Annotated in this window: 15 protein-coding genes; 12 read left to right on the top strand and 3 right to left on the bottom strand. The window is 46.3% G+C overall.

The window, feature by feature from the left end; all coding sequences use genetic code 11:
* The first annotated feature begins 1 nt into the window (after nucleotide 1).
* From AC58QT_RS31190 to AC58QT_RS31135, 12 genes are all read left to right on the top strand, one after another.
* Complete coding sequence (locus AC58QT_RS31190) at nucleotides 2-2047, top strand: Na+/H+ antiporter (protein ID WP_497412399.1); 2046 nt, start codon at nucleotides 2-4, stop codon at nucleotides 2045-2047.
* Nucleotides 2048-2259: 212 nt separating this feature from the next.
* Nucleotides 2260-3549, top strand: a complete 1290-nt coding sequence (locus tag AC58QT_RS31185) for a hypothetical protein (RefSeq protein ID WP_497412398.1) — start codon at nucleotides 2260-2262, stop codon at nucleotides 3547-3549.
* Nucleotides 3550-3554: 5 nt separating this feature from the next.
* Nucleotides 3555-4427 (top strand): sugar phosphate isomerase/epimerase family protein, encoded by an 873-nt coding sequence (locus AC58QT_RS31180; RefSeq protein WP_497412397.1) that lies wholly within the window; start codon nucleotides 3555-3557, stop codon nucleotides 4425-4427.
* A gap of 19 nt (nucleotides 4428-4446) precedes the next feature.
* Nucleotides 4447-4920 (top strand): DinB family protein, encoded by a 474-nt coding sequence (locus tag AC58QT_RS31175; RefSeq protein WP_497412396.1) that lies wholly within the window; start codon nucleotides 4447-4449, stop codon nucleotides 4918-4920.
* A 105-nt stretch (nucleotides 4921-5025) separates the two neighbouring features.
* On the top strand, nucleotides 5026-6513 hold the full coding sequence (locus tag AC58QT_RS31170) for a protein adenylyltransferase SelO (protein ID WP_497412395.1): 1488 nt from the start codon (nucleotides 5026-5028) through the stop codon (nucleotides 6511-6513).
* 126 nt (nucleotides 6514-6639) lie between these two features.
* Nucleotides 6640-8139 (top strand): spore germination protein, encoded by a 1500-nt coding sequence (locus AC58QT_RS31165; RefSeq protein ID WP_497412394.1) that lies wholly within the window; start codon nucleotides 6640-6642, stop codon nucleotides 8137-8139.
* A complete protein-coding gene (locus AC58QT_RS31160) occupies nucleotides 8136-9236 on the top strand; it encodes a GerAB/ArcD/ProY family transporter (RefSeq protein ID WP_497412393.1) in 1101 nt (366 codons plus the stop codon). The genes AC58QT_RS31165 and AC58QT_RS31160 overlap by 4 nt, the downstream gene beginning before the upstream one ends.
* Nucleotides 9233-10357 (top strand): Ger(x)C family spore germination protein, encoded by a 1125-nt coding sequence (locus AC58QT_RS31155; protein WP_497412392.1) that lies wholly within the window; start codon nucleotides 9233-9235, stop codon nucleotides 10355-10357. The genes AC58QT_RS31160 and AC58QT_RS31155 overlap by 4 nt, the downstream gene beginning before the upstream one ends.
* A gap of 203 nt (nucleotides 10358-10560) precedes the next feature.
* Complete coding sequence (locus AC58QT_RS31150; protein WP_497412391.1) at nucleotides 10561-11577, top strand: sulfonate ABC transporter substrate-binding protein; 1017 nt, start codon at nucleotides 10561-10563, stop codon at nucleotides 11575-11577.
* A gap of 38 nt (nucleotides 11578-11615) precedes the next feature.
* Nucleotides 11616-12800: an FMNH2-dependent alkanesulfonate monooxygenase gene (ssuD, locus tag AC58QT_RS31145; RefSeq protein ID WP_497412390.1), complete on the top strand. Its 1185-nt coding sequence runs from the start codon at nucleotides 11616-11618 to the stop codon at nucleotides 12798-12800.
* A complete protein-coding gene (ssuC, locus tag AC58QT_RS31140) occupies nucleotides 12769-13551 on the top strand; it encodes an aliphatic sulfonate ABC transporter permease SsuC (protein WP_497412389.1) in 783 nt (260 codons plus the stop codon). Before ssuD ends, ssuC begins: the two co-directional genes overlap by 32 nt.
* 15 nt (nucleotides 13552-13566) lie before the next feature.
* Complete coding sequence (locus AC58QT_RS31135; RefSeq protein WP_497412388.1) at nucleotides 13567-14346, top strand: ATP-binding cassette domain-containing protein; 780 nt, start codon at nucleotides 13567-13569, stop codon at nucleotides 14344-14346.
* A gap of 283 nt (nucleotides 14347-14629) precedes the next feature.
* Here the strand turns inward: AC58QT_RS31135 and AC58QT_RS31130 are convergent, their stop codons facing one another.
* From AC58QT_RS31130 to AC58QT_RS31120, 3 genes are all read right to left on the bottom strand, one after another.
* Nucleotides 14630-16108 (bottom strand): oligosaccharide flippase family protein, encoded by a 1479-nt coding sequence (locus AC58QT_RS31130; RefSeq protein WP_497412387.1) that lies wholly within the window; start codon nucleotides 16106-16108, stop codon nucleotides 14630-14632.
* Between the two features lie 231 nt (nucleotides 16109-16339).
* Complete coding sequence (locus AC58QT_RS31125; protein WP_497412386.1) at nucleotides 16340-21841, bottom strand: family 10 glycosylhydrolase; 5502 nt, start codon at nucleotides 21839-21841, stop codon at nucleotides 16340-16342.
* A 295-nt stretch (nucleotides 21842-22136) separates the two neighbouring features.
* The gene (locus AC58QT_RS31120; protein ID WP_497412451.1) at nucleotides 22137-24488 is read right to left on the bottom strand and encodes an immune inhibitor A domain-containing protein; all 2352 of its coding nucleotides are present in this window, start codon (nucleotides 24486-24488) and stop codon (nucleotides 22137-22139) included.
* Nucleotides 24489-24956: the final 468 nt, after the last annotated feature.

Raw genomic sequence — 24956 nt, 5'->3', positions numbered from 1 at the left:
GTTGGAACTTCTATTGCCCTTATTAATTGTAGCGGCCGTAATCGTAACAGCATCGTTACTTCAGAAGCGCTATCCCCAGATTCCTCTGCCCTTTTATTTAATTGGACTAGGAGCTATCGTGTCTTGGCTGCCTTTCCTCCCGACAGAGTTCGAATTTGAACCTGAGGCATTCATGGTTTGCTTAATTGCGCCTATCCTTTTCGGAGATGGCAGGGTCATATCGCGCAAAGAACTGTTGGAATATCGCAAGCCAATTATCCTAATGGCGATCTGGCTTGTTGTCTTTACGGTCATTGGTATTGGCTATGTGATTCACTATCTGATCCCTTCGATGCCACTTCCAGTTGCTTTTGCTTTAGCGGCAGCCTTGTCACCTACAGATGCGGTTGCTGTTAAATCCATGACGCGAGGCCGGACGTTCCCTAAAGGCTTAATGGCGATCTTGGAGGGAGAGTCACTTCTCAATGATGCAGCAGGTCTCGTCTCGTTTAAAGTTGCGTTAGGTGTCGTGATGACAGGTGTATTCTCTGCCAAATCAGCTGCTTTAGAATTTCTGCTTGTGGCTCTCGGCGGCTGTCTGATTGGACTTGTAATCGGAGCCGCGTTGGTGAATTTTAGAATTTTTCTTAGAAAAAGAGGCCTAGAAGAGGTCCACTCGCTGGTTACCATTCAACTCATAACACCATTTGCGATCTATCTTGCTGCGGAGGAACTTCATGTTTCAGGCATTTTGGCCGTCGTTGCCGCGGGTATCGTGCATGGCTTAGAGCGCGATCGTTTACAGCAAACGACGACGAAACTGCACATCATCTCGATGAATACGTGGTCGATGCTTAGTTTTATCCTGAACGGTCTCGTCTTTGCTTTGCTGGGTCTGTTACTTCCAGAAGTGATAACAGGGTTGCTTCATAGTGGTGAGGCTTCGGTCTATAAAGCATTTGGTTTAGCCCTCGTGATATACGCAGCGCTAGGTACAGCGAGGTATTTATGGGTGTATTTTTTACATAATGACTTTCTGCCTGCTAATCACGCGAGCGCTAAAATCGACATGAATACGAATCGCAAAGGATATGCCCTTGCTGCCAGCTTATGTGGTGTTCACGGTACCATCACTTTGGCAACAGCCCTATCGATTCCCTTCCATTTGTCCGATGGAACACCATTTCCACTGCGCAATACGATCTTGTTTATTTCGGCCAGCGTAATCTTGATCAGCATGTTGGCTGCCTCTATAGCCATGCCATTCATTGGGAACTCAACTGTCGCTGAAGCTGATTCAGCAGCGATGACGATGAAAGAAGCGAGCATTCATTTGGCGAAACAGACGATTCAATTTCTCAAAACCGAAATGGATGCCATGAACTTCGATGCGACCCTTGCCGTCACGAAGCAATTGGAGGAACAAATTCGAATTGAGTCCTATGGCTCCGTCAAGCTCTCTGGTTCCTATATTCGTGAGCTTCAGCAAATTGGGAGAGAAGCGGAAACCACTAGGCTCTGTGAGCTTATTGATCAAGGTGTGATTTCGCCTCAGCTGCAAGCTGTGTTTATGATGCTGCATAAACCGCAATCGGAGTCCTTTTTCCTAGCGAGGCTCCAGTACCTCTGGGTCAGATTCAAATTGAACCTGCTTAACCGTAAAATGAAGCAGCATCGCAGGGAGGGGATTCCCGAGAGATTTCGATCCGTTTCCGAGATGTTTGAAGAGCTTGAAACCATCGAAACACAATTGCAACAGGCAGCCGTTACCGCAATTCGCAAGCAAAAATCGAAGAAGCATAAGCTCGAAGCGCTGCTTGTCATCCAGCATTATTCGCGCATGCTGAAACGCGAGAAACAGAGGGATAACGAGTGCTCTGAAGCCGAGTTTCTACAACAACTGAGGATGACCCAACTGCGAAGTGTACAGATTAGACGTGATGGCGTTCAAGAGCTAGAAGAAGCGGAGCAAATCTCAAGGGGAACCGTGCATGAATTGCTGCAAGCGATAAATTATGAGGAGATGCTTATTTTGGACAGTGGCGGGGAGGAATCAGCGCCATGCTGAACGAGTAGATAAAGGGGTTGTTCCAATGGAACAACCCTTTTGTTCGCATATAAGCATCGCTGTCATTAAAATTTTCTAAACTTTGGAACGAACAGTCATGATATGTACTTTAGTGCAAATATTGATGTGATTCAATGCATGTATTGTAGGAGCAATTCGCACTATGATTAGGTGGAGAGTAAACAATATAGTGCAAATATGTAGGAGGTTACATGATGTTGCATCCGTTCATGGGAATTAGGGATTGGGATCGTATCGGCATGTCCGTAGAGGATTCAGCTAAAACATTACAACGTATTGCTTATGTAGATCGTCAATTAATGCGGATCGAGGCTGCTCATATGGCGGCTAGACCTGAATATGAAATAAAAGGAGCGCTCGCTCGCTTAAGCTATCAGGATGCGGAGCATCATGATCAATTCCGCAATCGGATTAAGCAGCTGCGGATGAGCACAGTGGCGTTCGACAAGTGCCCGGATGCTTCGCTGAACGAGCTCATGCAAACGGTACTGAATTCGCCTACGACTTTGTGTTTATTGGCGGCACTTTTTGAAGTTGTGAAGCCAGCGCAAATCGCTGCACTTCATGCCTATAAGGGCAAAGCGCAGCCGCTCGTAGATGAACCTACGCTCCACATCATGAAGCACCAGCTCATTGACCGTGAAGAACAAATGGCGTGGGGACGTGAGGCGCTGCAATATTTGCTGCAGTCCGCGTCGGGATCGGAGAAGGAAGAAGTGAGCCGCTGGAGAATGTATGTGGAACAACTGCTTGAAGCGGCAGGTGGTATTACGGGATGGGAAGAACGGATCCCGTTGGATCCATCTGTTCGAATCACAGTCGAGCCATTTACCATGCCGCAAACGAGTACGCGTGACAGTCGTTTCAGCACACAAGTTGTGAAAATGCAAGGTTTCTCTATCCCGGACAATGAGGAGGGAAGATTCTTAACGATGATGCTGGCGAGGTATTTCGAAATGTCGCCAGCGGAAGGCGTGGCTTACGTTCATTTCACGACAGAGGGCAAACCATGGCAATTCTATCGCGATACAGCTAGACATATGTGGGATGAAGTCCGTCATAGTTGGTTCGGTGAAGCGGCACTTCGCGTGAAAGGGTACGATGTGTATCAATTCCCGAATTGGACGGGGTGGTACGATATGACGGCACAGCTATTCGAAGGGACCGAGGCGTATTCGCATTTGACAATTGCTATCGAGAAAGCGGCAATGAAGTATCCGCCAGGTAAGCGCGAGGAGTGGGAGTTCTGCCGAGATACGGCGAAGGATCCGCTCATGACGACGTTTCAAGATTTTGACTGGGCGGATGAAGTGGTGCATGCAGGCTTTGGTCAGCGTTGGATGATTGATGATGTTCACCGCGGAGACCCGCGTGCAGCACAGGAAGAAGCAGAGAGAACCGTGAAGAAACGTGCTGTGTATATGGAAGCGCATGGAGAACTTGCTAAAAACAAACCGGCGGGAAGCCTAGGAGGCTATTAATACGAATGGCACATTTCGATATGACCAGAATCAATGACGGCTCTAATCGCCCACCGCGCCTCGAGATTCATCAATCCATGTGGGCGATGATGGGGCATGGGGAAGCAGATGTGGAGCCTTCATTGGAGACGAAACTCGAGCGCATAGCTAGCGCAGGCTTTACGGGCATCTTGGCTAGAGTGCCGGAGATGGCTGTCAGGGAGGAATGGAAGAGATTGCTGAAGCAATATGGTCTCAGTTTTGGCTCACATTGCTTCCCATTTAACCCGAGCGACTTATCCGCCCATATTCATCAGGCGAATGACATGGATATGCTGTATGTGAATGGACAGGTAGCCGATGCTTTTGTAATTGGGGATGAAGCTATTGAGCTTCTGGGAGGTCTCGGTGCCGTGTCGACATCGCATCAGATGCCATTTTATGTAGAGACACATCGCGGCAAAATCACGCAAGATTTGATCCGCACCGTGCAATACGCACAAGCGCTGCCCAATCTGCGGTTTACATTGGATATTTCCCACTACGTGTTAGCAGGGGAAATGACAGAGAAACAAGACAAGGCGGAGCTGCTATTCGAGACGGTGCTGGAGCGAACGTCTGCCATTCATAGCCGCATTTCTTCCGGAGAGCAAATTCAGGTGCATGCGGGCTACTCCGATGCGATATTGGAACGTTATGAGAAATGGTGGACGCAAGCGATGCGCTATTGGCTGCAGGGGGCTAGGCCCGGCGATGTGCTGCCGTTCGTTTGCGAGCTCGGTCCTGCGCCATATGCAATCAAGGGGCTAGATGGCAGAGAGTTAACTAGTCGGTGGGAGCAGGCTTTAATTTTGAAAAATATAGCGCAAGCTTGCTGGAAACGTGCTACAGTAGAGTAAAAAAGCGAGGATATCTCCTATGGAGCAAATAACGCTCAAACAACTGGAATTTATTCGCAAATCTACGATCAAAGTGGTTGAAGGACTATCGGAAGATACAATAGACGCTATGCCCGAAGGATTTAATAACAATATTCGCTGGAATTTGGGGCACATTATTTTCGTGCAAGAGAAATTTGCTTTTCATTTTATTGGTGAGCCGTTACAAGTGCCTGAGAACTTTGAGCGATTATTTGCAAAAGGCACGAAACCAGCGGATTGGAACGAGGAACTTCCTTCCCTGGAGACGTTACTTGCTTTGCTTGTTGAGCAACCCAAACGGATTCAGAGCATCTTACATGATCGCTTAGATGAAAGTGTGGCTCAGCCATTCACAACTGGCAACGGTTTACTCCTAACTACAATTGGGGAATTCCTAAACTACACGTTGTATCATGAAGGCATGCATTTTAATTCGATTACGCTGCTAAAACGTTTCGCAGCCAACCCATAGCCGCTGGCATTAACAACCTCTTCGAGCTTGCTTATGAAGAGGTTTTTTTGTCTATTATGGTATAATCGATTTAGTCCCATGTTGAAGTAAGGAAGAGGAGATACGATGACAGATCATATAGCAAAACAAGATACAGGTTGGAACTTCGATAACAGTTATGCTAAGCTTCCACAAACCTTCTTTACACAAGTGAACCCTACCCCTGGACGCGCACCGAAGTTGGCTGTGCTTAACGGTCCATTAGCAGCAACGCTTGGGTTAAACGCTGAAGCTTTACGAAGCGATGAAGGTGTCGCTACACTTGCAGGCAACCATATCCCAGAAGGCTCGTTGCCTCTGGCGCAAGCTTATGCAGCACACCAGTTCGGACATTTTAACATGTTAGGTGATGGCCGTGCGATCCTGCTCGGCGAACAGATTACGCCAATTGGCGATCGGGTTGATATTCAACTGAAGGGTTCAGGCAGAACCCCCTATTCCCGTCGAGGTGATGGCCGCGCAGCCCTTGGACCGATGCTGCGCGAATACATCATCAGCGAAGCGATGGTTGGGCTTGGCATTCCTACGACACGCAGCTTAGCAGTTGTAACTACGGGTGATGTTATTTACCGTGAAACCGAACTGCCTGGGGCCGTACTGACGCGCATTGCATCTAGTCATATTCGTGTGGGTACTTTTCAATATGCGGCACAATATGGGGCATTAGAAGATGTTCAAGCTATTGCTGACTACACCATACAAAGGCATTATTCCGAAGTCGCCCTGCAGGGCGACACGGGTGAGAAGCGCTATCTCCACTTCCTACAGGAAGTGATCAAGCGCCAAGCCCAATTAATCGCCAAATGGCAGCTAGTTGGTTTTATCCACGGCGTAATGAACACGGATAATATGGCGATTAGCGGAGAAACCATTGATTACGGTCCTTGCGCCTTTATGGATACCTATGACCCAGCCACCGTCTTCAGCTCCATTGACACACATGGCCGCTACGCTTATGGCAATCAGCCGCGAATTGCCGTGTGGAATCTCGCAAGATTTGCAGAGACGCTGTTACCACTGCTGCATACCGACGAGAAGCAAGCTATTCAAATCGCTGAGGGAGCACTTTCCGAGTTCTCGACAACCTATCGCGAAGTATGGCACGCGGGTATGAGAGCGAAGCTTGGGATTTTTGGCGAAGAGGCTAATGATCATGAGCTGATTGAAGGCTTGCTCAGCTTAATGGAGAAGTACAAGGCGGACTACACGAATACATTCGCAGCTTTCACTTTCAATAAGCTTGAAGACACTGTCCTCTCGGGCACGCCTGAATTTGATTCGTGGCATGAGCTATGGCAAGCGAGACTTGCCAGACAGCAGGAAAGCCAGGAGGATTCACAGCAATTGATGCGAAGCAGCAATCCTGCGATCATCCCAAGGAATCACAGGGTAGAAGAAGCGCTCGAAGCAGCTGTCGAGCATGGCGACTACGATGTGATGGAACAACTTCTTGCTGTGCTGGCAAACCCCTTCGCACATGCACCTGAACAGGCTGCATATGCAACGCCGCCTGCGCCTTCGGCCTGTGCGTATCAAACGTACTGCGGTACCTAAGACCCAAGTTCATCCATATGGAAGTCAACTGCCTGTTGAGGCGGTTGGCTTCCTTTTTTATTTGGGATAATATTCAAATCATTTTCGCATGCTAAGAGGTAATAGAAGGAAAAAGTAGGGATAACAATGGGTTCTAATTCTAATCCTAAATTACAAGAGAAGATGCAAATTCAACCGAATTTATCAGACACACTGTCCATCCTTCAGTCGATGTTAACCGAATATCCCGACCTTATCATTCGCGAGTTTCCAATCAAATCCTCCAAATTACTGGCTATTCTCGTCTATTTGGATACCATATCTGACCGGGAAATGATACATAACAACATTCTCTACCCGCTTATGCATGAGGGAACAGAGCCTACAACCATAGGGCACCTTGTGACGATTGGCAACATCAGTCAAGCTACGGATTGGCCGGTAGTCAAACAGGCTGTTATGCAGGGTAAAAGCGTGTTATTTCAAGAGGGTCATACAGTAGTTGAAGTGCTGGATACGAGTAATTTTCCACAAAGGCCTATCCAAGACCCCAAAACGGAAATGTCAATTAAAGGCGCCCATCAAGGTTTTAATGAAACAGCGAGTACGAATATCGCCTTAATTCGAAATCTTATTCCCAATGATGAGTTGAAAATGAAGGAAATCATTATCGGCCAAAGAGGAATGGTGAGGGCTTACCTGCTCTATCTGGCGGATGTCGCAAACCCCGAAGTTCTCCAGGAATTTGAGGACCGGATTAGACAAATCAATATCGATTCTGTCAACAGTATGGGGGAGCTGGAGGAACTGATCGAGGACAATACCTACTCGCCTTTCCCACAGTTTCTTACGACGGAAAGACCTGATGTTGTTGCTCCCAATATCCTGGAAGGCAGAATCGCTGTCGTGCTGGAAGGATCTCCGGGCGTCATGATGGGACCAGCTTCTTTTGTTACTTTTTTTCAAAATATTGACGACTATACGATGGGATGGCAAGTTGCTACGTTCATGCGTTTGCTGCGATTTATTGCTTTTTTCATAGCGATTATGTTACCTGCCATATATATTGCCGTTATCTCTTTTAATTTCGAAGTGATTCCCTTGCAATTGCTGCTGTCCGTCGGTGAGTCTAGGGCTAGTGTTCCTTTTTCTCCTCTCATGGAGGCATTAATTATGGAGATCACACTGGAAATGTTGAAAGAAGCAGGTATTCGATTACCGGCTCCAATAGGGCAGACTGTCGGTATACTTGGGGCTATCGTCATCGGTCAAGCGACTGTTCAGGCAGGCATCGTGAGTAACATCATGGTAATCGTTGTCTCCTTGACAGGACTATCCTCTTACATTATTCCGAATAGCGATATGTCTGGTACCGTCCGATTAATTCGATTTCCAATGATGCTTCTGGCTTCATTTCTGGGTCTTGTGGGCGTCGGTATTGGCACGATGGTGATCATAGGCCATTTAATTGCCTTAGAATCGTTGGGAACGCCATATTTCAGCCCCCTGAGCCCTCTCCGTTTTGCGGATTGGAAAGATGCGATTGTACGCTTTCCTATCTGGAAATTGAATAAGCGTCCTTTAAGCGCAAGGCCTACGCAATCAATACGGCAAGATTCAAATCCTCCCGGTGGTGACCGTGAATGAACAAATATGCATTCAATGATATTACGCTCATGCAATTCATTTTTCTAGTTCACGGCGCGCAATTGGGGGTAGGTGTACTTACACTGCCTGCGGACTTGGCTAAGGTCTCGGGAACGGATGGGTGGATCTCACTTTTTATCGGCTGGATCATTACGGTCCTCATCAGTGTGATTATCATTCAAATTATGAAACAACATCCAGATGATACGTTATATGACTTGCTGCCCCGCTATTTTGGCAAGTGGTTAGGAAAGCTGTTAAATCTCTTAATCATTGGTTATTTTCTTTTGGCTTTTGGTTCAAGCGCATTCGCTTCCCTTCACATCGTCCATCTTACGTTATTACCGAAGACGCCTATTTATTTGCTTGCGGCTGCGATTAGTCTCCCAATCTATACGATTGCCAAGAATCATCTTCGCGTCCTAGGCAGATATGCGCAGTTAACCTTTTGGGGCTTGTTATGGTTATTTCCGCTTTTTATTGCGGAGTTAAGCCAGAGTATTTGGTTAAATTTGCTGCCGGTTCTAAAAGAGGGATGGAGCCCTGTGTTGGCTGGCGTAAAGACAACCTCCCTATCTTTCCAGGGCTTCGAGAGCATTTTCATTTTGTACCCCTTCTTAAAACCCAAAGAAAAGGCCATAAAAGGAGTGCTCATAGCCAATACATTGACGTTGTTTGTCTATTTAATTGCGGTTATCGTCTGTTTTCTCTATTTTTCCCCCTATGGCATTACCAATTATAATTGGCCTCCACTTCGGTTGTTAAAATCAATAGAATTACGCTTTCTTGAGCGTTTTGAGGTCATATTGACCGTTGCATATTTGTTTGTACTTTCAAGAATTTGGATTCTAAATTTGTATTACGCATCGTTGGGCACAAGTCTGATTCGAGGTAAAAAGGATCATAGACCAGCTGTAAGAATCTATCTCTTTTGTTTCCTGCTTGCTGCATTTTTCTACTCCCCTAACTATAATAAAGCGCTGCAATTAACGGAATGGTCAGGTATGACAGGAATCCTATTCGCATTTGCATTTCCTTGTTTGTTATGGCCCTATACCGCCCTAATCAGAAAGCTTCGCAAGGGGGCTTCGTTATGAAACGTCTAGTAAAACTACTATTCATTGCCCTATGTCTGGTGATCTCACCTGGATGCTATGATCAAATGGCCTTAGAGGATTCCTCGCTGACGCTGATGTTCGGTATCGATTTGGATGAAAATAATAATCTAATCATCTTGCAGCAAAGTCCTGTCTTTTATAAAGAGGCGAAAGAGAAATCAGAATCAATTAGCGTAAAAGTCACCTCCATACGAGAATCTCGCTCAAAATTCGATGCCATTGCGACTGGCATGACCAATGGTGGTAAAATTCAAACTATTCTGCTTAGTAAGCGCCTGCTTCAAGAAAGAAAAGATTGGTTTCAATTGTTCGATGTTTTCATTCGCGATCCCAAACAAACCGTAACTCCGCGAATCATTATGGTGGATGGTCCTATAAAGGAGATATTCAGCTTTAAACCAGCAGACAAGCCACGACTATCCCTTCACATGAGAAAACTGGTGGATACGGCGAGTAAGCGGATTATCACGACATCCACAACGCTTCAAAAATTGACTTGGCAAATGATTGAGAAGGGGACAACGCCATCGCTTTCAAATGTCAAACTGGATAACGATAAGATCCGTGTCACGGGAATAAGCTTACTGCATAAAGACGGCTCCTATGCGACTTCGATTGGTTTGCAAGAAAGTGCCATAATGATGATCTTGCAAAAACAAGCTAAGGGAGAAGTCTCTCTCTCCATCCCTGTGCCCGAGACGCTGCAAATCAATGATGAAAGTGATCATATGATTACCGTGAATTTAAAGAAGATCAAAACGAAGGTTAAAATCGCGATGAATGAGCAAAACGGTTTCGAATTTGCTATTGGGATAAAGATGGCAGTAGACCTGACCTCTCGTGACTTTAACGTAGATATCATGAACCAACAGAAAGAATTGGAAGAGATTATCGCGGCGGAACTTAAGCGAGAGTTTACACTGCTTATCGAAAAGTGCCAGGCCAATTCGATTGATCCGTTCGGCTATGGGTTATATGCTAGAGCCTATGAATATACAGCATGGAAACAGGTGCAAGACAATTGGCCAGCCGCATTCGCAAAGGCCACAGTGGCGATTACACCTAAAGTTGATATCATATCAGCGGGAGCGATTAAATAAGGCGCGCCTCGTTTAAAATAATGATTGACGGATAAGAAAATTATTGGTAAATTAAAACCGAGTAATCTTATCAGAATAATAATGTATCGACCGGACCACCGGAGACACAAGCGAAACTTCCACTAGGGAGAGCTGTGTCTCTTTTTTGTATCCTTTCGATGCGCGCTTTACACACATACAACATAAATAAGGGGGGCTTTATCATGAAGAAAAATCTAATCATGAGTTTCGTTTTATCCACTGTGCTAGTGACGGTGTTGAGCGGTTGCGGAGCAGATTCCAAGTCGACAACGGGCGCAGCGGACACAAAGGCACCAACGTCAACGGCGAAAGCCGATGAGGGAAAAGGAAAAAGCACGACACTTCGCATCGGCTATCAGAAATATGGCACCGTGAACTTCTTGAAAGCGAACGGGGAACTAGATAAAGCGTTGAAAGAAAAAGGGATTACGATTCAATGGACCGAGTTTCCTGGAGGACCCCAGCTGCTAGAAGCGATGAATGTTGGCAGTATCGATGTCGGGCATACCGGTGAGGCACCGCCGATTTTTGCACAAGCGGCAGGTACGCCGCTCGTTTACTTAGGGCATGAACCAGCAAGCCCAGCGAGCGAGGCGATTCTGATTCCAGAGAAATCAACGATTAAATCCGTTGCCGAGCTGAAAGGGAAGAAGGTTGCGTTAAACAAAGGATCTAACGTGCACTATCTGTTAGTGAAGCAGCTTGAAAAAGCTGGTTTGAAATATGAGGATATTGAAGTAGCATTTCTTCCTCCGGCTGATGCTAGAGCCGCATTTGAGAAAGGCAGTGTCGATGCTTGGGTAATCTGGGATCCGTTCTTCGCGGCAGCAGAAACTTCTGCCAAAGCTAAGATTTTGGCTGACGGCAAGGACACCGTTGCTAACCATGAATTTTATTTAGCTACTCGCACTTATGCAGAAAATAATAAAGATACGGTCAAAACGATATTGGATCAATTGGCAAAAGTAGATGTATGGTCCAAAGATCATCCGAAAGAGCTGGCGGAGACGTTGTCCCCGCAGTTAGGAATTGATGTACCTTCCCTGGAGCGTGCTGCAAAACGCAGAGCGTACGGCATACTGCCGATTGATGATGCGTTGATTAATGAACAACAGAAAATTGCCGATACCTTTTTCAAACTTGGCCTGATTCCGAAAGAAATTAAAGTCAAGGATGCGGTATTGCCAGCTACGAAATAGGTTCGAGCTACTCATAATGAATAAGGGAGACGATGAAGATGGAAGTATTCTGGTTCATTCCGACACACGGAGACAGCAGATACATTGGAACAACGAAAGGGGCTCGCGCCGTAGATTATGGCTATATGAAGCAGATAGCGCAAGCAGCGGATCAACTAGGCTATGGCGGCGTTCTACTGCCGACAGGCAGATCCTGCGAGGATGCATGGGTTACGGCGTCTTCCTTGATTCCTGTGACCGAGCGGCTTAAATTTCTAGTCGCGGTCAGACCAGGCTTGATGTCACCAACCCTTTCTGCCAGAATGGCTTCCACCTTCGATCGGTTATCGGATGGTCGCTTGCTGATCAACGTCGTGACAGGAGGAGATCCGAAGGAGCTTGAAGCGGAAGGGCTTTTCTTGAAGCACGATGAACGATATGAGTTGACGGACGAATTCCTGCACATTTGGCGCAAAGAGCTTGCGGGTGAACAAGTCGATTTTGAAGGCAAACATCTGCAAGTTAAGGGCGGGAAGATTGTATATCCGCCGATCCAAGCGCCATATCCGCCTATTTATTTCGGTGGATCTTCACCGGCAGGGATTGAAGTAGCAGCGGATCATGTTGATGTGTACTTGACGTGGGGGGAACCGCCAGCTCAGGTAGCCGAGAAAATCAAAACGGTTCGCGAAGCCGCAGCTAAGCGTGGCCGTACCGTGAAATTTGGCATACGCCTGCATGTCATCATTCGTGAAACGTCAGAGGAAGCTTGGGCGGATGCGAACCGTTTAATTTCCCATTTGGACGATGAGACAATTGCTTCTGCACAAAAAATATTTGCAAGTATGGATTCCGTCGGTCAACGCCGCATGGCAGAGCTGCATAAGGGTGATCGGACAAAGCTCGAGATTAGCCCTAATCTATGGGCGGGCATCGGTCTTGTGCGCGGAGGTGCTGGAACGGCCTTAGTTGGCGATCCGGAGACGGTTGCCACGCGCATGAAAGAGTATGCGGAGCTAGGCATTGAGACGTTCATCTTCTCTGGGTACCCACACTTGGAGGAGGCTTATCGGACAGCGGAGCTGTTATTCCCGCATTTGCCTTTGAAGACGAATGGGAAAAAGGCAAGCACATCTGCGAATTACGTAAGTCCGTTCGGAGAGCTCATTGCCAATACGGAATTGCCGAAGCCAGCAAAGGGGGTTCGGTCCGATGACAACCAACCTGTCAAAGTCTCTGGTTAAACAACTGCTCCCGTGGGCACTTCCCATTGTACTTATTGCGTTATGGCAGTTATTAGGGCAGCTCGGGGTCATCTCCACCAGAATCTTATCTACACCGTCAGCTGTCTTCGCAGCTGGCGTTCATTTGGCAGAGAAAGGGACCTTATTCACGTATATTGGTTCCAGCTCCAAACGCGCTTTCATCGGTTTTGCCATTGGTGGTGGCATCGGATTTGTTTTGGGTTTAATTAATGGACTCTTTCCTATTCTTGAAAAACTAACTGACACATCCGTACAAATGCTGCGGAATATTCCTCATCTGGCAATGATTCCGTTAGTTATCCTTTGGTTTGGTATCGGTGAAGAAGGTAAGATTTTCCTAGTTGCTCTAGGCGTGTTTTTTCCGATTTATTTAAATACCTTCCATGGCATTCGATCCGTGGATCCAGGTTTAATTGAAATGGGTCGAGTGTATGGACTTCGCCATTTTCATTTATTTCGTAAAATCATAATTCCTGGTGCATTACCTTCGATTTTGGTCGGGGTTCGTTTTTCACTAGGTATTATGTGGATAACTTTGATCGTAGCCGAAACGATTTCGTCTAGCTCAGGGATTGGTTACATGGCGATGAATGCTCGGGAGTTTCTACAGATGGATGTCGTTATTTTAAGTATTATTGTGTATGCTTTGCTCGGTAAAATATCTGACTATATCGCCAAGGTGTTGGAACGCGCTTGGCTTCAGTGGCATCCCAATTTCTTAAAACCATAAAGGAGAGTGAGCACGATGGCAGGGAATAAGGGGATTCACTTACAAGTGAAGCAGGCTGCGAAGGTGTTTGGTCAAAAGCAAGTGCTGCAAGGGGTCGATCTGGATGCAGCGCCTGGTGAGTTCATTGCGATTGTTGGACGCAGCGGCTGTGGCAAAAGTACCCTGCTGCGCTTAATTGCTGGGCTGGATAAGCCCTCGAGCGGGCAAATCGAAGTCGACGGCCAGCAGCTGAAGGGCATCCACTCCGATACGCGTGTGTTGTTTCAGGATGCTCGCCTACTTCCGTGGAACCGCGTGCTCGCGAATGTTCAGGTTGGTGTGAAGGATGGCTCGCGTGTGAGAGCAGAGCAGGTTCTGGCACAGGTGGGGCTATCCGACAGAACGAATGAATGGCCGGGGGTGCTGTCAGGGGGGCAACGCCAACGCGTTGCTTTGGCCCGTGCATTGGCAGGGCAGCCTCGATTGCTGCTGTTGGATGAGCCGCTTGGGGCGCTGGATGCGCTGACACGCATCGAGATGCAACAGTTGATTGAGCGGCTCTGGTATCTCCAGAAGTTTACGGCGCTGCTCGTTACGCATGATGTCTCGGAAGCCGTTCAATTGGCTGATCGCGTCATTTTGATCGAGGAAGGGCAGATTGCCCTTGATGTTAAAATCACACTGCCACGCCCTCGTGTACGGGACAGCGGGTTTGCGTATTTCGAGCAATTGATACTGGATCGCATTCTGGTTAAGGAGCAGAATTCGGCCCTAGCAGAAATAGCAGCGACCGACAAATATGCGTATACGATATAAGTAGAAAAAGCACTTCAAGGCAGTGGGTTGCCTTTGAAGTGCTTTTTTTTCAATGGGGCTCCTTATCACAATAGCGTTATAAAACCATCCTATTTCGGTGTCCAGCAGAGAAATCTGGAGATTAGCGCTATGACATAGCGTTATTTGGCCCGGAAAGGCCGGATTTCACTCATTTTGATTGAAATAGCGTTATCTCGAAGTGCTATTTTTCCTTAGAACATGCTATGTGGAACAAATAGCGTTACGGCATAACGTTACTTGAAATTGCATGTTCGTTTCCAGCCTACAATTGGCGGGCATCCAGCTTATGTATATCTGTTGCGGCACGCTTTTCGATCACGATCGATAGTGCTAGTAGACAAAGTAGACCGCCAACGATGAAAAGGGGATACCAAGCTGGTGCAAACACTCCAATTTGCATAATGGTTATCATGCCTAGTGTCGGTAAAAGTGGCTCTCCATAAGCTTTCCACCAATTCAGAGGGAATTTTTCATAATAGAAAAATCCAATCATCGCGATCGCGGAGACCGCCCATCCTCCGGTGTAAATCCATACGGCTAAGACAGGGCTTTCAGCGGCAATGAAGGGAACGATCGCAACGACGAACAAGCCGGCCACGATCATGACCCAGAAATTCGCTTTTGTTTTTCCAATACCAGCTAGAATGCTTCCGCCAAGCCGACCCACGGAGGAGAATAAGACGCCTAACGCCATTAATCGAATATATACGGCTGAGTCTCCAGTATTGAAGCTCTCACCGAATAGAAAACCGTTAATTTGATCTGGATATAAGCAGATGACCGCTGTCATTGGATATAGAAAAATGTTATTATACCGAACACAGCTTGTCCCACGGTGTTGGCTTTCCTTCTTATCTTGCGCGCTCTCCGCCACGAATGGAAAAGTGACGATCATGAACGCCCACGTAATAATGCCGATAAATCCTGTTATTCGAAACCCATTGGATAAATAACCGACAGCGACAACCGAACTGGAACCGACCATCATGACCAAAAAGGGTTGTTGAAACGCTTTGGCAATGTTTCCGGCCCAAGAAGGAATACCGTATGCCATCATGATCCGCACCTCTTGGAGGGGGATGTTCCCGAGCCATTTTGGACTATGCACACGTTCAACTTTCCATGCAATAAAAAGAGCAGTCAGAATCGCTCCCACGCTCATCCATATCGCTATATTTTCAAGAAGGTTCAATTGGCCAAGGGGCCATATGACGCCAAGTACCATACCCGAGGTAGAGAGGGTTGTGGTGATGACCATGAAGAAGGCTTGAACAGCGAAATCACGATTCCCGGAGAAGGATGCGACGCCGATATTAATCATGGAGTTGAACATGAACATGATTGAACTTAGGGTCAAGGCGCCTTTTAGCTCAGGCAGTTGATAATAATGGGCTAAGAATGGCGCTAGCAACGCTAGGATTAGTCCGAAAATAATCCCGAAAAGCGAGCTTCCAAAGAAGGCAACACGAAAATTGGTCTGTACGGCTTGCAAGGGTTTTCTTGAAAAAGTATAAATCAAGGAAGAGTTGAAGCCCACATTGAGAAATAAGGAGGCCATTCCGAAAATTTGCAGCAACAGATTCACTTGACCGAATTTGGTGGGATCGTCCAGCACACGAGCTAGAACAATGCTTCCCACAGTTTGCAGCATTTGGTTAATGAAGAGACCGAGCACGATGATGGAGACATTTCGAAGCAAAAAGCGCTGCGTTTCCGTGAGTGTAACACTCCGATTCAGCATGGGGTAGCCTTCTTCCATGTAGTTGTTATCCACAGAGTAGCAGACGACTCCGTTATTGACAACCGAGGAAATGGAAGATAGAGGGAGATAATAGGAGGTATTTAAAGGTTATATGTTGCCTCTAAAGAGTCAAAGAGAAATACAGGGATTGCACAATTGTAAAAAACCACCCTTATGCACGTCGTTGGATTTCATATCCCATGACTGCGATAAGGGTGGTTTTTAATTTTGTTATTTTAGATGAAGTAAGTTAAATATAGCTTGTGCACTTTCGGCACGATTTAAGATGGCCGCAGGTGCAAATACGTTCTCTTCACGTCCCGTAACCAAACCTAGTCCAGCAGCTTGATTGACGAATATCTTAGCCCACTCTTGTACGCTCGAGAAATCCGTGAATGTTGCCTCGCCCGTTTGTACGTTTACATTGGGGTGCTGAAGGAGATAAGCTCTCACAAGCATCGTCGCCATCTGTTCACGACTGACCGTACCATTAGGATTAAACATCGTATCGGTCATTCCTGTAACGATCCCTGCTTGAAGAGCAGTAGCAACTTCTTTAGCAAACCAATCGGAAGCTTGCACATCTTGAAAAGAAGTGGTTGAGGCTTCTTTTAAGCCTAGTGCTCTTACTAAGAGGGCAGCGAATTCAGCACGCGTGACACTGCGTTCTGGACCGAAGGACTGATCGTCCACTCCTTTTACAATCAGCTTGCGGCTCAACTCATCCACAGCTTTGTATGCCCAATGTGTATTGGCAATATCCTCATACGATTTGTTAAATTCGAAAACGCCATACGTACTAAAGTGGGAAATATTTGCTGTTAGCTTGCTATTGTCGCTCGACAAGCGGCTATCTACATAGGTCAGTTGGCCATCGTCAGCTATATAGTAGACCTGTGCTTTGGCAGCATCGATTCCCTCTGGAATCGTAAAGGTAAAGCTCATTGGCTTGGCAAATTGTTTAATTTCCGTACGTGTGCCATCTGCACTTTGAACCGTTAATGTTAAGCGATAAACAGCTGCTGCTTTTAAATTCGCGTCATAAGCATCACCGCTCGTCCCCTCTAGGGCGGTCAATTGCTCTCCTGTAACAGGGACCACTGAGAAGATCAGCTTAGCCTTGCTGTCATTGCTCGGAATGAGGCTTTCAGCCGCTGCTAATACCGAGTTAGGTATGGTAATTGATAAGTTATTCAACTGAAGAACGAGATCTTTATTGCCGCCGATCAGGCTAGCGGTGTTAGCCGGTAACTGGATGGTCTCCACATTAGGTTTAACGGTTACCGTTACCTGTGTTTCGCTCGTGCTTTGCAAATCAGACAGTTGAATGTCTTGGACGTTACCCGTAGCTGTACCTGCGCCTGTGCCTGGACCTGCTCCTGGACTCGGACTTGGTTGTTGATCTGCTTCCGGCTGAACATACGTAATTGTCTTACTCTCACTAGCTGGGCTTTCATTATGAAGTCGATCCACGGCCGTCACGATATACGTGTAGGTCTCGGAAGCTGCTGCAGTTGTATCGACGAAGGACTGAGCATCGCCGGACTGCTTTCTAACTTGCTTAAAGATGTAAGCTGGATCATTGATATCTGGCGCATTTTCGCCTTCTGCTCGATAGATGACATAGTATGCGGTGTCGGTTTGCGCATCGTTCCAGCTTACTTGTACGCCATTACTTACCGATTGTGTGGCAACCGTCTGCAGCGCATTAGGAGCAACCGAATCTAGCCAGCTCATTTGCGGCAATAAGGCAGGATATTGGAATAACGAATTTTGTAACGTGTCTTTAACGCCTAGCGGATTGCTGAGTAAGCCGGTTGCGCCAAAGAGCATCGTACCTTTCACATCAGCATAATTACGATTGTACTTGATCTGATTAGGAATCTGATCAGGATCTAGCCAATTCGAATCGGCATCTACGCCAACTTTATAAATGCCATTCCCTGTGTACAGGTTAACATGTCTACCTTTTACTTGTTCTTGCCACCACTCGACCAACTTATCGTAGGCAGCACTGTTGCCAATACTCCAGTATAATTGCGGGGTAATATAGTCAATCCAGCCTTGCTGAACCCATTTAAGCGTATCCGCGTAAATGGCGTTGTAGCTTTCAGTTCCAGATGTGTCGGAGCCATTTGCTACAGAAGTTTTATTCCTCCAGATACCGAAAGGACTGATACCAAATTGGACATAGGGTTTCTCTTGTTTAATTTCCTGTGAAATCTCTTGGATAAGGGAATCTACATTTTGTCGACGCCAGTCCCCTAAGTTGAGATTACCTCCGTACTGTGCAAAGGTAGCACTATCCGGATAATCTACGCCTGTAACCGGATAGGGATAGAAGTAATCGTCGAAATGAACACCATCGATATCATAGTTTTTAACAACTTCCATCACACTGTCGATGACATATTGCTTTACAGCTGGAATGCCGGGGTTGTAGCCCATCTTGCCATCATAGTGAACGACCCAATCTGGATGCAGTTTCGCAGGAGAGTTGGCTGCTAATTTGTTCTCGTTTTCATCATTACTGATTCGATATGGATTGAACCAAGCATGGAATTCCATATTGCGCTTGCGAGCTTCTTCAATCATGAAAGCAAGTGGATCATAGCCTGGATCCTTACCTTGTGTGCCCGTTAACCATTCCGACCATGGATTAAGTGTAGACTGGTATAACGCATCTGAAGTCGGTCTTACTTGCGTAATAATGGCATTGATGCCAGTCGCAGCTAAACGATCTAACAGGTCTCTGAAGTCTTGTTTTTGCTGCGCCACATTAACGAAACCTTTCTTCGGCCAGTCAATATTCTCAACGGCTGCAACCCATGCGGCTCTCATCTCTCTTTTTGGAGCGGTTTGAGCTTGATTGACGACCAGCGAATAAGTCGCTGATTTATTTCCGAGTGTGGCTGTAATTTGCGTTACCCCAACATTAACAGCTGTTATGACACCAGATGCATCGATTGTTGCAACAGTATCTTTACTGGTTGTATAGGTAATTCCCTGTGAAACCGAGACAGGTGTTTGCGGTTGATCCAGTAAGTTATAGGTGGCATTTACGTTGGCTGCATGTGTATCGCCAATCGTCAGTGAATGCATATTCACTAATTGAATTTTATAAAGCACGGGTACGGGTTCAACGACGGTTACTAAGTAGGAGGTGGTTCGCCCCCCGAACGTAGCTGTAATCGTAGATGTACCTAAGCTAAGTGCTCTTAATTTACCATCTGCCACACTAGCTACATTTGTATTAGAGCTTGTAATCGTTGCAGCGCTATCCGTTGTAACGTTCGGTTTGTCCGTTTGACCCGCATAGGTGGCTCTCAGCAGCAGGGAATCCGTTCTACCAGCCTCGATCGTTGGTACGCCGAACAATTCAATCGTATTCACGACAGGCGACACGTCGCTGACGGTAAGTTCATACACAGCTGGCTGTGCATCGGCATAAAGAGCAATGATCGACGTTTTGCCTGACTTCAGCGCCGTGACTTGACCATTGCCATCGACAGTAGCGACATCTGGACGGCTGCTCAGATAGGTGACTCCGCTTGTGGTTAACTGAGGAGCTGTACTATCTTTTTTGGTGATAAAAGCTTGTGCGGTTCTTGCTTGACCGACTTGCATTGGTGTAAGACTTTGAATGTCTAGGCCAAATGTTGTCGTGTTCGTATAGAAGACACTTAGTTGGTCGTAGTAAATAGCACTAGTATTCTTTTTCGTATTATTCGTTTCCACGACATAAAGATCCATAAATTTATAATTGCTCGGAATATCGACGGTTACATAACGCCAGCCCTTCCAGTCAATCCCTGTTGCTGTTGGTACAAAATCAATGGTGGAGACAATGCTCGGGGTATCTACGTTTCTTAATCTTGCGCGAAGCCAGTGATTCGATTCGTCTCCGTAAACCCAGACACCTACCTTCTTCGGGGTTCCTGGAATCGGACGATTCAAACTGCCAGACGTCAAATCATGCAAGTTGACATACACGCCAAAAGTTCCAGGAGGACTGAGCAGCATGTTATAAGAAAGCTTCGCAGAACTATTGCCGTAAAGGACGGGAGCTAACGGTCTGTTCGCAATGCTAACGACTGAGGCAGATGGTGGAGCAGCTGGAGCAGTCGAAGTTGTTCTATCTGCGCTAATAGCCGTTACACCATTCTTCGTTAAATTCTCGAAATCCTCAAAAACCGTTGCAACTTTATTTCCGACAAGTACAAAATTATCGGCGGTAAGTCCGTTGTAGGTTGCATGCACATAACCGTGAACGAATCCGCTCGTTACCGCTGTTGGAGTCAATACTCCGCTGGCGGATATGGTGCCGATGCTGCTGTCCGCACTCCAAGTCGCTTGACTGGCTGGAATTTGGACTGAATTACCGCTAGCATCGTATCCAGTTAGTGTATACGTCTGCGTGACACTTGGCTCAACAATGAGCGATGGAGATGTAAGCTCTACCTTCGTTGCTACAATCGCCACGGGTGGAGGAGGTGGTGGTGAAGAAGATGGACTCACTGTCACCTCATAGACGGCAGGATCTGTATCTGACTTAAACGCTACAATGGATGTTTTCCCTGGCTTGAGACCTGTTACTTTACCAGTGCTGTCAACCGTAGCAATATCAGGTTGGCTGCTCAAATAGGTGATTCCGCTGGTCATTTTTTCAGGAGCTGTGCTGCCATTTTTAATAGCGTACACAGATGCTGTTACTGATTGGCCTACTTCAATTGGTGCGAGACCTTGAATGTCTAGACTGAATGTTGTTGTGTTTGTGTAAAATAGACTAAGTTGGTCGAAGTAGACGGCGCTTGCATTCTTTTTAGTATTGCTAATTTCAACTACGTACAGATCCATAAACTTAGTATTGCTCGGAATGTCTAACGTAACATATTTCCATCCTGTCCAATCAATTCCCGTGGCAGTTGGAACGAAGTCAACAGTGGAAGCTGCTGAAGTCGAGAGATTTCTGAATCTTGCACGTAAGTAGTGTTTGGAATTATCCCCATAGAACCAGACCCCTAATTTATTGGGGGTTCCTGGGAAAGTACGATCCAGCAGCTGGGAAGTTAAATCGTGCAAACTCACATAAACCCCGAAAGTGCCAGTAGGACTCACAGTCATGTCATAGGACAACTTGGCAGAAGCGCTGCCATACTTTACCGGATTGTATACTGTACTAACGACTGAGGAAGTTACTGGGGCTGGCAGCGTAGGGGGATCGGTTGTAGGAACCGTCGTTGTTCTGTTGGAGCTAATGACAGTTTTTCCATTAATCATTGTACTCTCAAAATCCTCAAAAACAGTCGCCACCGGATTCCCCACAATCACCAGTGTCGACGTCGTAAGCCCATCATAACTCGCATGCACATACCCTTGCACATACCCGCTTGCCACCGCTGGTGCAGTTAGCACCCCGCTTGTCGAAATCGTGCCAATGCTGCTGTCCGCCGTCCAAGTAACTTGATCCGCTGGTATCGGAGTCGATGCACCTCCCGAATCGTACGCAGTAAGCGTATAAGTTTGTGTTGTGCTAGGTGCAATCTTTAGGGAAGCTGCAGCAAGTTCGATTTTGCTGTACGCAGAGCTCATCACACTTGCTGATTGAGCAGAAATGGAAGGCGGACCCCCAATTTGGGAAGCGTTTACATACGTCCCTGAAAAAGTGCTCAATAATACAGCAAGGGACATCACGCTAGAAACTTGCCTTCGAAACCTTGTCAATCTGAACATAAATTCTCCTCCTTTAAATATGATTATTTCGTAAACTTGTTATCATGATAATCAAAATTAGTGACTATTGCAATAAAATTTTAAAAATTTAGTTTATTATGAATTTTTATTTCAAAATTAAATAATCAAAATATGAGATGAAATCCATGTGTAAAAGCAATAAAAAAAGCCTGCATGAGCGCAAACTTTTAATTATTCTTGGCTTCACCAACAATAGGAACTTTAACTTATAAGTTGGCACCAAGTAATATAACAACAAAAAACCTGCAGTTGCTGCAGGCTTTTGTTGTCAGAATTATTTATGAATCCAGATGAGTCCAGCAGAATTATCTTTTGCTTCACCGACAACACGGAACTTCAACCCATAAGTTGGCACCAAACGTCCAGCATCAGGAATTAATGTATTGATGTATCTTTTTGCATCAGAGAATTCCTCTACGCCTTGCAAGGATTTATACGTGTACTCACCACGCGTTGGGTTATTAATGTACCATGCCGGTGTTTTGTCCAAAGAGAATGCCGCATCCGCTACTTGATAACGTGTCGTTTGTGCGACGGAATCCTGGCCATCTTTCTTAAAAATCATCGCCTCAGCATGAGAATCCACGACACCAAGGAAGCCTTCTCCAGGGTGAATGCCAGTCCAGTTATCCAAATAACTATCATCCGCGTACCAAACAACAAGTCCGGTATTGTATTTGACACCTCGGCTGAAAGCGAGAGCTTTGTCGGATCCTGCATAGTTTCTCCATTCCAAGTAGTAATAGTGCTTCTTAAATTCAGTCCCGTTCGAGATAACAAAGCCGTCTAAGATAAGTTTAGAAGCGCCTTCGGCATCGTCAGAGAATGCAGTTTGACCATTTACGGTTAATTTCGCATTATCCATGGCAAAGCCGTTCAAGGCAAGCCCGCCATCTGTAACATAGTCAAAGTGGAGGGTTACCTTTTTACCTGCAAATGCGCTCAAATCATAGGACTTATCGACCCAAGCTCCGTTGGATGTTTCTGCACGCGCGTCGCCGTTCGTGTCATTATCGCCAATGATATCGAGGACAACTTGTTCGTTGTAGGTTGAAGCTGTAACCGTTAAGTAATCATATTCAAATTCGACCTCATACAAGGTTTTAAAATCAAACGAAGCCGTTCGTGCTTGGGTTAAATCAAACTCAGGCGTGGAGAGCGTGGTGTGCAGGTTATCTCCCTTAGTGCTGTAATAATACTTAGTCCCGAACGCTGGTTGAATGCCTGCCATAGCTTTATCTGGCAAAGTTACTTTGACGATACCTGGATTTTTGGACTTCGTTACACTCTGGTCAATGATGGCAGCCTTGCCTAGCCTCGTAATGTCGGAGGCATCAATTTCAGTCACATTGGCCCAATTGCCGCCCATGGTTTTCTGGAAGAACTCTTTATTTTGAGGTGAAAAAGAGCTAGGCGTTGTCCCCGCAATATTACCGTTCCAGCTGCCACCGCTCATGATGGACCAAGAGGCAATAGGCTCACCTTGTCCGGAATACTGGGTATCATATTCATCCGGTAAACCTAAGTCATGACCGTACTCATGTGCGAATACCCCGACAGCGCCATCCTCAGGTTGAATCGTATAATCATAAGCAGCCATCTGGCCACCCCAATAATCTACTCCCGCCGTCGTGCCTGGAATTGCATATACACTGCTCAGCGTCCAACGGTGAGACCAAATGGCATTATCGCCTAATTGTCCACCGCCAGCTTCTTGGCCTGTACCCGCATGAATAATCATCAAGTGGTCAACGAGGCCATCGGGTTCGTTTTGATTACCGTCTCCATCCAAATCATATAGGTCAAACTTGTCATAATCAGCTAAGTTGAGGCCGGTTGCAACTGCTGCGTTCAGGGCATCTTTCACTAGATCTCGAGGACCTTTGGGGTTTAGATTATCATGACCGCCAGCAGGGCTATCATCACCGTATTCGACGGCTTTACCAGGAACAGTTAACCAATTGGAGACATAACCATCCACCGTATAGCTGCCGCCCGATTGCTCTTCGTAGTATTGTTTAAAGGTTTTGATCTTAGAACCGTCAAATAAGGTGAAATCTTTATTGCCAAACATCAGCTTCTGATAATGATCACGGTTAAAATCTTTCGCATACATGAAACCAGGTTCTTGTTTGACATTGTTATGTTTGAAATCGGAGAATTCAGTCAAAAGAACGAGGACTTTATCCTCACGCACGGGACCGTTGTAGTCATCTTGTCTGGCCGTTGGAATGGGGATGCCATTGGGGAGACCATTCTTCAAATCTAGATGGCCTTTGTTCAGTTGTGACATGAGCTTAGTCTTTTGCTTTGCAATGAACTCCTTCGATCTGCGGTCGATGTCATTATTTTGCCTATCTGCCTTGGATTGAACGGGTTTATTGTTCTTTGCCGTAACATAGGATTTGACAGCTTTGGCGATCTGTTCTGGCGTAGCGCTTTTACTTAACAAACCTCGGTCCATTAAGCCCTTTGCCAATCGGTCATCATCAACGATATTGAAATCGACTGGCGGTGCTTCAAGTGCCTCTGTGTTGTCAGATCCTGCTGCGAATGCAGTTGTAGTGAATGCTGCTGTTGAAAATAGTCCTGCGGTTAAACTCGTTGCCAGTAAAACTCTAGTCATCTTCGAGGTGTAATTTTTCAATAGGAAACCTCCTGCAAAATAGAGTATGAAATCAACCTATGTATTTAACCAATGGTTATTTTAATTAAATACTAGATTCAGGAACTCTAGTAAGTGCTTATGGTCCTGCTCATATGGACCCACCCTATTTCCTTATTCGACATGAGGTCTCTAATTTTGTCGTTTGCTAGCGTCGTAGATGACAAAAAAGGAAACGCGGGCTATCTCTCGAAATTGTATGGCTATGCGCAAGAAGAGGGACGTGGCCGCCGCCCGGTGGGGAAAGAGCACTTTAACGCCCTTTTTGGGCGTTAAAGCTAGTGCCGCGCCGGCGCGCAGAAGAAATAAGGCCCATTTTGCTCTTCTGTCAAGAAAGTGGACGTCACTAAGTTAAGCCACCTGCTGGTAGTATAGCTGCTCAAATTGAGCGGGAGATATGTAACCAATTGTGCTATTCGACCTTGTTCT

It is taken from the genome of Paenibacillus sp. J31R109, from assembly GCF_059692055.1.
Note: the sequence above shows the minus strand (reverse complement) of the source record. Positions and strands in the feature narration are given on the sequence as shown.

Bases quoted from the DNA above. Each gene is read 5' to 3' on its own strand.
- AC58QT_RS31120 (WP_497412451.1), bottom strand. From the start codon at position 24,488: ATGACTAGAGTTTTACTGGCAACGAGTTTAACCGCAGGACTATTTTCA.
- AC58QT_RS31185 (WP_497412398.1), top strand. From the start codon at position 2,260: ATGATGTTGCATCCGTTCATGGGAATTAGGGATTGGGATCGTATCGGC.
- AC58QT_RS31125 (WP_497412386.1), bottom strand. From the start codon at position 21,841: ATGTTCAGATTGACAAGGTTTCGAAGGCAAGTTTCTAGCGTGATGTCC.
- AC58QT_RS31165 (WP_497412394.1), top strand. From the start codon at position 6,640: ATGGGTTCTAATTCTAATCCTAAATTACAAGAGAAGATGCAAATTCAA.
- AC58QT_RS31155 (WP_497412392.1), top strand. From the start codon at position 9,233: ATGAAACGTCTAGTAAAACTACTATTCATTGCCCTATGTCTGGTGATC.
- AC58QT_RS31135 (WP_497412388.1), top strand. From the start codon at position 13,567: ATGGCAGGGAATAAGGGGATTCACTTACAAGTGAAGCAGGCTGCGAAG.
- ssuD (WP_497412390.1), top strand. From the start codon at position 11,616: ATGGAAGTATTCTGGTTCATTCCGACACACGGAGACAGCAGATACATT.
- AC58QT_RS31170 (WP_497412395.1), top strand. From the start codon at position 5,026: ATGACAGATCATATAGCAAAACAAGATACAGGTTGGAACTTCGATAAC.
- ssuC (WP_497412389.1), top strand. From the start codon at position 12,769: ATGACAACCAACCTGTCAAAGTCTCTGGTTAAACAACTGCTCCCGTGG.
- AC58QT_RS31150 (WP_497412391.1), top strand. From the start codon at position 10,561: ATGAAGAAAAATCTAATCATGAGTTTCGTTTTATCCACTGTGCTAGTG.
- AC58QT_RS31160 (WP_497412393.1), top strand. From the start codon at position 8,136: ATGAACAAATATGCATTCAATGATATTACGCTCATGCAATTCATTTTT.
- AC58QT_RS31130 (WP_497412387.1), bottom strand. From the start codon at position 16,108: ATGCTGAATCGGAGTGTTACACTCACGGAAACGCAGCGCTTTTTGCTT.
- AC58QT_RS31180 (WP_497412397.1), top strand. From the start codon at position 3,555: ATGGCACATTTCGATATGACCAGAATCAATGACGGCTCTAATCGCCCA.
- AC58QT_RS31175 (WP_497412396.1), top strand. From the start codon at position 4,447: ATGGAGCAAATAACGCTCAAACAACTGGAATTTATTCGCAAATCTACG.